Genomic DNA, 8,592 nt, shown 5'->3' with positions numbered 1-8,592 from the left:
TGCGTGTCGGTGAAGAGGGCGGGGGCTGGGAGCGGGGTGTGGGCGCACCTGGACTGCCCGAGTTGCACTTGTGCCGGGGGTGCGCGGGTTGTGGGCGCGGGCCTCGCGTCCCGCGGTCCGGGGTGGGCGGTTTGGTTGGGGCCGGCCCCGGAGGTGGCGGTGGCTGTGAGGGGGTGTGCGTGTCGGTGAAGAGGGCGGGGGCTGGGAGCGGGGTGTGGGCGCACCTGGACTGCCCGAGTTGCACTTGTGCCGGGGGTGCGCGGGTTGTGGGCAGGGGCCTCGCGTCCCGCGGTCCGGGGCGGGCGGTTTGGTTGGGGCCGGCCCCGGAGGTGGCGGTGGCTGTGAGGGGGGTGTGCGTGTCGGTGAAGAGGGCGGGGGGCTGGGGGCGGGGTGTGGGCGCACCGTGGCCGCGCGGCCTGTATCCGCGCTGCTGTGGCGCAGGCGTCCGGCGGTGCCGGTCTTGGGGTGGGGCCCGGTGAGGACGCACTGGGGCCGCACGTCCCGCGCACCTGGTCCGGGGCGGGCGGTCGTCTCCGACGGCGGCGTCCGCTTCCGGGGCCGCACGTCGCTCACTGTTGCCGACGTGCGGGCACGGGTCAGGCGGTGCGGCGGTGCAGTACCCGGAAGGACGCGGCGGTCGCGAGCGCGGCGACCGTGAGGGCTAGGCCGGTTTCGGTGAGGTGGGCGGCCCAGAAGGGGGAGGTGGGGAGTGGGTCGGGGCGGTGGCTTCCCAGGGAGCGGTTGAGGAGCGTCATCACGGCGACCGAGACCGCCAGGGCGGGCAGTGTGCGGCCCAGCAGCAGGCCGGTGAGCGTGCCGACCGCGAGGGCGCACAGGCCGTAGGCCACCACCAGCGGGCCGTGTACGGCGAACACGTCCGGGTGGAAACGGTTGTCGCCCATCAGATCCCGGTGCGCCGACCAGGCCCAGCGGTACACGGGGACGAACACGGCGCCGCCGAGGACGAGGGCGAGCGCGGGCAGGGTGAGCTTGGCGGCGAGCCAGCGCGCCGGGGAGACGCCCTGCGACCAGGCCAGCCGCGCGGTGCCGCTCTCCAGCTCGCGGCCGACGAGCGCGCCGCCCGCCCAGGCCGCGACGGCCCAGAAGCTGTAGTACAAGAACGTACTGGTCCAGCCCATCCCCGTGCTGTAGGTGTACGCGGCCCCGAGTCCGCAGGCTTCGCCCCTGGGGCAGGCGTCCAGGGTCGCGTACGCCGAGTCGGCGGTGACCTCGGTCAGCCACACCAGGTAGCCCACCGAGCCGAGGACGAAGGCGCCCCACACGATCAGCGCCGTGCGGTGCAGTCGCAGCACGGTCCAGGAGAGGCCGCTCATCCCGCGGCCGCCCGCCGGCGCAGGACGGCGAACGCGAGGGCGACCGCCACGGCGGTGAGGGCGAGCAGGACGCCGGTCTCCAGGAGCTGGCGGGGCCAGTAGTCGGGGGAGGGCAGGTACGTGCGGGTGAAGCGGACGACGTCGTGCTTGGCCAGGCAGGCCTTGTCCGTGTAGCACCCCGGGTCGGAGATCTCCGACCCGGTGGAGGTGAACGCGGAGCTGCGCGAGCTGATCTCCGGTTGCTGGTAGCGGCCCTGGAAGGGCCAGTGGTTGCCGCGGAAGGCGTAGACCAGGAAGTACGCGAACCCGCTGAAGGCGAGCGCGGGCAGGGTACGGCGGACGGCGAGGCCGATCAGGGTGCCGAGGGCGAGACCCAGCAGGGGCGCGGCGACGGTGGCCGGGCCGAGGGAGAAGTAGAGGGAACGGGGGCCGATGCCGGCGATCAGCAGATTGCTGTGGGCGGACCACAGCTGCCGGTAGAGCAGGGTGAGCAGGCCCGTTCCGGCGACGACGAAGGCGGCCGGCACGGCGAGCTTGGCGGCGAGCCAGCGCGCCGGGGAGACCGACTGGGTCCAGGCGAGCTGGGCGGTGCCGCTCTCCAGTTCACGGGCGATCAGCGGGCCCCCGGCGAACAGGGCGACGGCGAAGGAGCCCAGGGTGATCAGGGTGTCGGGGTCGTAGAAGAGGTTGTTGTAGGCGCCCGAGGTGAAGTACAGGAGCGTGTCGCCGGAGTACGCGGCCTCCAGGACCCCGCCGCCGTAGCCGAACCGCTCCAGCTGCCGGGCGGTGGCGTCGGCGCCGGGGCCGGTCAGCCACAGCAGCAGGCCGGCGGTGAACGCCACGAAGGCGAGCCAGATCCACAGGGCGGTGCGGTGCAGTCGCAGGACGGTGCGGAGCAGGCCGCGGGGGGCGGCGCGCACCGCGAGGGCGGGGGCCTTGTCGAGGGTCGTGGCGCTCATGCCGTCACCGCCTCGGCGGTCGCCGTGGTGCCCGGGGTGAGCAGCGCGGGTGCCTCAGGGGCGCGGAGGTGGGCGAGCACCAGCTCCTCCAGCGAGGGGTCCTCGGTCGCCCAGCCCTCGCCCACGGGGCCGTCGCGGCGGATCAGGGCGGTGAGGCCGCGACCCGCGGCACGGGACTCGATCACTGCGTGTGGGGCCAGGTCGGCGGGGGTGCCGCGGCCGGTGACCAGGGTGTGCGCGGCGAGCAGGTCGTCGATGCCGCCGCCGAGCCGGACCCGGCCGCCGCCCAGGAGCAGCAGGTGGTCGCAGGCGTCGGCGAGCTCGGCGACGATGTGCGAGGACATCAGCACGGTGGTGCCGTGCTCGGCGGCGTCCGCCATCAGGGTGCCCATCAGTTCGTGCCGGGCGAGCGGGTCGAGGTCGGCCATCGGCTCGTCGAGGAGCATCAGGTCGGGCCGCTTGCCGAGGGCGAGGGCGAGCGCGACCCGGGTGCGCTGACCGCCGGAGAGGCCGCGGATACGGGACTTCGGGTCGAGGTCGCCCTGCTCGACGATCCGGGCGGCACGGGTGGCGTCCCAGCGGGCCGGGTTGAGTTCGGCGCCCATGCGCAGGGTCTCCGCGATGGTCAGCTGGGGGTACAGCGGCTTGTTCTGGGCGAGGTAGGCGATTTGGTCGCGGGTCTCGCCGGGCGCCCGGCCGAGGACGGTGAGCGTGCCGGAGGTGGGCCGCAGCAGGCCGGCGGCCATGGCGAGAAGGGTGGACTTCCCGGCGCCGTTGGGGCCGACCAGTGCGCTGATGCGGCCCGCGGGCAGCCGGAAGGAGCAGCCGTCGAGGGCCGCGGCCCGTCTGCCGTACCGCTTGCCCAGGCCGGACGCCTCCAGGGCGACGGCCGGGGTGGTACTGGTGGAACTCACTGGTCCCCCTTCGGGAAGTGCTCGTCGAGTACGGCGGTGAAGAGCGCGTCGACGTCCTCGCGGCCCAGGCCCGCGGACCGGGCGCGCCTGGCCCAGTCGTCGAGCTCGGCGCGCAGGGGCGTGTCGGCCGCGTGGGCGCCGGCGCCGAGCGTCCTGCGGACGAAGGTGCCGAGACCGCGGCGGGCCTCGACCAGGCCCTCGCGTTCCAGTTCGCGGTAGGCCTTGAGCACGGTGTTCGGGTTGATGGCGGTGGCCTCCACGACCTCGCGGGCCGTGGGGAGCCTGTCCCCGGGTTCGAGAAGGCCGAGCCGCAGGGCCTGCTTGGTCTGCTGGACGATCTGCACGTAGGTGGCGACGCCGGAGCGCCGGTCGATGCGGTACTCGACCACGCGGACAACCACCCTTTCACTAATTGAGTAGTGAAAGGGTGGTGGAGGATGGTCCTGAAAGTCAAGCGTGCTGGTGTGAACCGGTCGGCGGGGGCCGTCCGATGAAGGGGCGTGAGGGAAACGAGAAGCGACGGGGATCTGCTGCGGGCCATCGCGGCGGACGGTGACCGGCGCGCCTTCGAGGAGCTGTACCGGCGGTACGCGCCCTGGCTGCTCGCCCGGCTGCGCGGCCGGTGCGCGGACGCGAGCCTGGTCGACGACGTCGTACAGGAGACGTTCCTCGCGGTGTGGCGGGGGACCGCGCGCTATCGCGAGGAAGGCGATGTGGCCGGGTGGCTGTGGCGGATCGGCTCGCGGCGGCTGATCGACGCGCTGCGCGGTGACGGGGCGCGGGGCCGGCTCAGGCAGGCATTGTCCCGGCTGCGGCACCGGGACGAGGTGTCCGCTGAGGAACGCGTGCTCGCGGGGGTGGAGCACGGAGACCTCGCGGGCGCCCTCGTCCGGCTCTCGCCGGAGCTGCGGGCGGTCCTGCAGGCGACGGTCATCGACGGACTGACCACCCGCGAGGCCGCCGTCCTGCTGGGCATCCCGCCCGGCACGGTCAAGACCCGGGCGATGCGGGCCCGCAAGCAGTTGAGGGAGGCGCTGGCATGACCACCGGCCGAGGACCGTGGACGCGATCGGAAGCGGGGGCGCCGGCGCCGGAACAAGCCGCGGCGAAGCCGTCGGCAGGGACCGGAGTGCCGGTGCGAGTGAAGGAGGTGGCGGCATGACCTGGCATGTGGCCGAAGAAGATCTACGGGCTTATGCCCAGGGCGAGTTGGCCGCCCCCCTGCTCTGGTCCGCCGACACCCATCTCGCCGCGTGTGGCCCGTGCCGCGGGCTGCTCGCCGACGTCAGCGACCGGGTCGCGCTGGACGCCGGGTGGGAACGGCTGGACGCCGAGCTGGACGCGCCCCGGCCGGGGTGGTTCGAGGCGCTGCTGACGCGGGTCGGGATCGCCGACCACACGGCACGGCTGCTCGCGGCCACGCCGGTGCTCAGGCGCTCCTGGCTGGCGGCCGTGGTGTTCCTGCTGCTGGTGACCGTGGGCGCGGTGCGCACGACCGAGTCGCCGACCCTGTTCCTCGCCCTCGCCCCGCTGCTGCCGTTGGCCGGCGTGGCGTTGTCGTACGGCCCGGCACTCGACCCGACCTACGAGATGACGGTCGTCGCACCCACCCACGGCTTCCGGCTGCTGATGATCCGTACGCTCGCCGTGCTGGTAGCGGGCCTCGGCCTCAACGGGCTCGCCACCCTCGCCCTGCCCGGCTACGGCCTGCGCGCGCTGGCCTGGCTGCTGCCCGCGCTCGCCCTCACCGCGACCGGCCTCGCCCTCACCCCGAGGCTCGGCCCGGTCCTCGCCCCGTCCCTGGTCGGCGGCGCCTGGATCGCCGTACTGCTGTCCGCGCAGGCCGCGCAGCACGCGAACGCCGATGCGCTCGCGCCGTTCACGGCGGCCGGGCAGGGCGTGGCCGGCGCGCTCACCGCGCTCGGTGCCGGGCTGCTCTTCCTCGTCCGTGACCGCTTCGATCTCTTCAATGGCAGCGCCGAATGACCGCCGCCACGGTCGCCGGTCGCGGGCTGCTGTCCGCGCCGGCCGGGCAGGGCGTGGTGGCAGTGGTCGCCGTCGGGCTGCTCTTTCTTCTCCGTGACCGCTTCGATTCCTTCAACGGGAGCGCCGAATGACCGCCACCGTCTCCGCCTCCGGGCTTCATCTCCGCTACGGCGGCACCCGCGCCCTCGACGACGTGTCGTTGCGGCTGACGCCGGGGGTGACCGGGCTGCTCGGGCCCAACGGGGCCGGGAAGACCACCCTGTTGCGGGTGCTCGCCACCGCCGTGCCCGCCGACCGGGGTTCCTTCACGGTCCTCGGGCACGATCCGGTCAGCTCGCGAGGCCGGCAGCAGGTCCGTCGTTCGCTCGGCTATCTGCCGCAGACCCCGGGGTTCCACCCGGACTTCAGCGCCTTCGAGTTCGTCGACTACGTGGCGATCCTCAAGGAGCTCACCGACCGCACCGCACGCCACCGCGAGGTGCGGCGCGTGCTGGAGGAGGTCGACCTCGGGGACGTACGCGCGCAGCGCATCAAGAAGCTGTCCGGTGGGATGCGGCAGCGGGTCGCGCTGGCCGCCGCCCTCGTCGGCGACCCCGGTTTCCTCGTCCTCGACGAGCCGACCGTCGGACTCGACCCCGAACAGCGCATGCGGTTCCGGGAGTTGATCGCGCAGGCGGGGGAGGGGCGGACCGTGCTCCTGTCCACCCATCAGACCGAGGACGTGGCGATGCTCTGCCACCGGGTCCTCGTCATGGCCCGCGGCCGCATCCTCTTCGAGGGCACCCCCGCCGAACTGACCGCACGCGCGGCCGGCCGGGTGTGGAGCAGCACGGAACGCGCCCCGGACGCCAAGGCGGGCTGGCGCACCGGCACCGGCTCCTTCCGCAACGTCGGCGACCCGCCCACCGGCGCCGATCTCCTCGAACCCACCCTGGAGGACGGCTACTTGCTCACCCTGGACGACGCGGCCGCGGAGGTGGCGGCCGCATGAGCCTGATGACCGAGACGACGGCCGAGCCCGCCGCCGTCCACGAAGACGATCCGCGACGAGCCTGGGCCGCCGTGTTCGCCCTCGCCCGTTTCGAGGCACGCGACCTGCTGCGGTACATCCCGGTGCTGGTGACGCTGCTGCTGTACGTCGGCTACACCGCCTGGACGCTGTTCCACCAGCAGGACGGCATGGACGCCTTCCCGGCCCTCCAGGACGTCGACCGCGGCACCCAGACCGGGCCCCTGCTGCTGGGGATCGCCCTGTTCGTGTGCGTCAACCGGTGCACGCTGCGCTCCCGAAAGCGCGGCACCGACCGGCAGTTCGACGTCCTGGTCATGGAGCCGTGGCGGCGGACGGTCGCGCATGTGCTGTCGGTGGTGCCCTTCGCCGCCGTCACCGCGCTGGTCGTGCTCGGCGAGTTCACCCGGCAGGCCCTCAGGGCGGGTGCGGTGGGCCACGGCTCACTCGCCGAGCTCGCCGTCGGCCCCCTGTACGTGCTGCTGTGCGGCGCCTTCGGGGTGCTGCTCGCCCGGCTGGTCCCGTCCACGTTCGCGGCACCGGTCGGCGTGGTCGGACTCTTCGTCCTCAGCGTGTTCCTCACCGCGGGCACCAGCGACGCCGAATGGTCGCGGTGGCTGTCCCCGATCGTGGGGGAGGCCGCCGGCAACACGGTCCTCCCCTCTGACCTCGTCGGCCGTCCGGCGGCCTGGCACGCCCTGTATCTGACCGGGGTGATCCTGCTGCTGGCCCTCGTCGCAATCCTGGCGAGCGGCGGCCGGACGCTGTCGCTGAAGGCCGGGGCGGCGGGTGCGCTCGCGCTGACGCTGGCCGGCGCGGTGGGCCAGTCCGGGGGCGTGTCACCGGAGTTGGCCGCCGCCCGCGAACAGGTCACGGTCTCCCCGCAGCGGGACCAGTCGTGTGTGCGGCACGGCGGCTCGACGTACTGCGCCTTCCCCGAGTGGACCGGCCGGGCGGGCGCCTGGGCGGACGTCGTGGACCGCGTCCAGTCCCTGGCCGGTGGTACGGCCGCCCGGCAGCCGCTTCTCGTACGGCAGCGGGTCGAGGCCCGGTACGGCCTGAGCGGCGACTCGGCGATCGAACCGCTCACGACCCCGCACCAGGTCACCGTCGGCACGCGGTGGGGCGGCAACCGGGTTCCCGAGTTCGCCGTCGGCGTCGCCTATGTGCTGGTCGCCGGTGACGAGTCGAAGGGCGGCGAGCTGTGCGACGGGCGGGTGGTCACCGCGATGTGGCTGGCCCTGGGCGGCGACGCGCACCCGATGGCCGACCTCGCGAATGTCCGCATCGACGACAGCGTCACCGGGTCGGCGAGTGTCCTCGCCCCGACCAGCGGGCTGTCCATGACGGCCGGACAGACCGATGTCGTACGGGAGTTGCTGAGCCGGCCGCGCGGTGAGGTGACCGCCTCAGTGAAGCGGCACTGGGCCGAGCTGACGAGGTCGGGGGTTTCGACGGACCGGGTGGCGCGGGTGCTGGGGACCGAGGCGCCGAAGGGGGAGCAGGACTGTGCGCAGGAGTGACGGGGGCGCCCGAGGGGCGCTCGTGGTGGCCGTGGCGCGGACCGTGCCGTGGCGGGCTGTCGGCGCGGGGGCGGCCGTGGGCCTGCTGGTCGCCGCTCTGCCACGGCTGCTGTCCGGGTCGCCCGACGCCTGGCTCGGCCTGAACCTTCTCCGGGCCGCCGCCCTCGTCTTCGCCCTGGGCCTGGCCTTCCTCCTCGACGACCCGGCCCGCCGGCTCACCGCCCCTGTCCCCACCCGGCGTTGGGTCCGCACGGGGCTGCGGGTCGCGCTGGTCGCCCCGGTCGCCGCGCTGTGGTGGGCGGCGGCGCTGGCCCTGCTGCCGAGGCAGGCACGACCGCCCCTCGGCGCGGTCACCCTGGAGGCGGCGGCGACGGCCTTCCTCGCGCTGGCCGCGGCAGCGGTGGCCGTCCGCTTCACCGACGAACCCGAACCCGGCCCCTCGGTGGCGGCCGGCGTGCTGACCCTGGCCCTTCTCGCCCCTCTCCTGCTCCCCGCCCGCTGGGCCCTGTTCGTCGCGGCGGGAGACCCGGAGTGGGGGGCGGCGCATCTGCGGTGGGCCGTGGTGCTGGCGGGCGCGGTCCTGCTGGCAGCGGCGTGCGCGGTGGAGCCGGTGCGCGGCCTCAGGTCACGCCTGGCGTCCTGACCGTACGGCGTCGCCGTACCGGCCCACCGGGCAGCACCACGGCCCGCCCGCCGGGTCCGTCCGGACCGCGACCCCGCCCAAGGTGCCGCCGCTGGAAGGCGGGTGAGGTCCCCTTCGCTGGTGCCGCAGTCGCCGGGCTAGGCTCTTCCTGCTCATGCCGTGGGGCTGCTGTCATGCCGAGATGCCTGGTGTGCGCTGAAGTCGTGACAGGTCGAGGCGAACGG

10 protein-coding genes are annotated in these 8,592 nt (G+C 74.2%); 6 read left to right on the top strand and 4 right to left on the bottom strand.

The window, feature by feature from the left end; genetic code table 11:
- Positions 1-596: 596 nt before the first annotated feature.
- Genes ABZT06_RS24420 through ABZT06_RS24405 form a run of 4 tightly spaced genes read right to left on the bottom strand, consistent with a single transcriptional unit; the run spans position 597 to position 3,596 of the window.
- Positions 597-1,334 carry a hypothetical protein gene (locus ABZT06_RS24420; RefSeq protein ID WP_355744550.1) on the bottom strand — a complete coding sequence of 246 codons (738 nt, stop codon included), beginning with the start codon at positions 1,332-1,334 and terminating at the stop codon, positions 597-599.
- Positions 1,331-2,293 carry a hypothetical protein gene (locus ABZT06_RS24415; RefSeq protein ID WP_355744547.1) on the bottom strand — a complete coding sequence of 321 codons (963 nt, stop codon included), beginning with the start codon at positions 2,291-2,293 and terminating at the stop codon, positions 1,331-1,333. Before ABZT06_RS24415 ends, ABZT06_RS24420 begins: the two co-directional genes overlap by 4 nt.
- On the bottom strand, positions 2,290-3,207 hold the full coding sequence (locus tag ABZT06_RS24410) for an ABC transporter ATP-binding protein (RefSeq protein ID WP_355744544.1): 918 nt from the start codon (positions 3,205-3,207) through the stop codon (positions 2,290-2,292). Before ABZT06_RS24410 ends, ABZT06_RS24415 begins: the two co-directional genes overlap by 4 nt.
- Entirely contained in the window at positions 3,204-3,596 is a 393-nt protein-coding gene (locus ABZT06_RS24405; RefSeq protein WP_355744541.1) for a GntR family transcriptional regulator, read from the bottom strand. The genes ABZT06_RS24410 and ABZT06_RS24405 overlap by 4 nt, the downstream gene beginning before the upstream one ends.
- Positions 3,597-3,707: 111 nt before the next feature.
- Here ABZT06_RS24405 and ABZT06_RS24400 point away from each other — a divergent pair, with 111 nt between their 5' ends.
- The 6 genes from ABZT06_RS24400 (at position 3,708) to ABZT06_RS24375 (ending at position 8,368) form a co-directional block, all read left to right on the top strand.
- Entirely contained in the window at positions 3,708-4,250 is a 543-nt protein-coding gene (locus ABZT06_RS24400; protein ID WP_355744538.1) for an RNA polymerase sigma factor, read from the top strand.
- A 115-nt stretch (positions 4,251-4,365) separates the two neighbouring features.
- Positions 4,366-5,193 (top strand): zf-HC2 domain-containing protein, encoded by an 828-nt coding sequence (locus ABZT06_RS24395; RefSeq protein ID WP_355744535.1) that lies wholly within the window; start codon positions 4,366-4,368, stop codon positions 5,191-5,193.
- The gene (locus tag ABZT06_RS24390) at positions 5,190-5,324 is read left to right on the top strand and encodes a hypothetical protein (protein WP_355744532.1); all 135 of its coding nucleotides are present in this window, start codon (positions 5,190-5,192) and stop codon (positions 5,322-5,324) included. Before ABZT06_RS24395 ends, ABZT06_RS24390 begins: the two co-directional genes overlap by 4 nt.
- On the top strand, positions 5,321-6,184 hold the full coding sequence (locus ABZT06_RS24385) for an ABC transporter ATP-binding protein (protein ID WP_355744529.1): 864 nt from the start codon (positions 5,321-5,323) through the stop codon (positions 6,182-6,184). Before ABZT06_RS24390 ends, ABZT06_RS24385 begins: the two co-directional genes overlap by 4 nt.
- Entirely contained in the window at positions 6,181-7,725 is a 1,545-nt protein-coding gene (locus tag ABZT06_RS24380) for an ABC transporter permease (RefSeq protein WP_355744526.1), read from the top strand. Before ABZT06_RS24385 ends, ABZT06_RS24380 begins: the two co-directional genes overlap by 4 nt.
- A complete protein-coding gene (locus ABZT06_RS24375) occupies positions 7,712-8,368 on the top strand; it encodes an ABC transporter (RefSeq protein WP_355744523.1) in 657 nt (218 codons plus the stop codon). Before ABZT06_RS24380 ends, ABZT06_RS24375 begins: the two co-directional genes overlap by 14 nt.
- The last annotated feature ends 224 nt before the right edge of the window (positions 8,369-8,592 follow it).

This window comes from Streptomyces sp. NPDC005483, assembly GCF_040606035.1.
Classification (GTDB): domain Bacteria; phylum Actinomycetota; class Actinomycetes; order Streptomycetales; family Streptomycetaceae; genus Streptomyces.
The sequence above is the reverse complement of the archived record's forward strand: the minus strand, read 5'-3'. Positions and strand labels throughout refer to the sequence as shown.

Excerpts from the sequence above, each read along its gene's own strand:
- ABZT06_RS24380 (WP_355744526.1), top strand. The coding sequence starts at position 6,181 with ATGAGCCTGATGACCGAGACGACGGCCGAGCCCGCCGCCGTCCACGAA.
- ABZT06_RS24415 (WP_355744547.1), bottom strand. The coding sequence starts at position 2,293 with ATGAGCGCCACGACCCTCGACAAGGCCCCCGCCCTCGCGGTGCGCGCC.
- ABZT06_RS24395 (WP_355744535.1), top strand. The coding sequence starts at position 4,366 with ATGACCTGGCATGTGGCCGAAGAAGATCTACGGGCTTATGCCCAGGGC.
- ABZT06_RS24420 (WP_355744550.1), bottom strand. The coding sequence starts at position 1,334 with ATGAGCGGCCTCTCCTGGACCGTGCTGCGACTGCACCGCACGGCGCTG.
- ABZT06_RS24385 (WP_355744529.1), top strand. The coding sequence starts at position 5,321 with ATGACCGCCACCGTCTCCGCCTCCGGGCTTCATCTCCGCTACGGCGGC.
- ABZT06_RS24390 (WP_355744532.1), top strand. The coding sequence starts at position 5,190 with ATGACCGCCGCCACGGTCGCCGGTCGCGGGCTGCTGTCCGCGCCGGCC.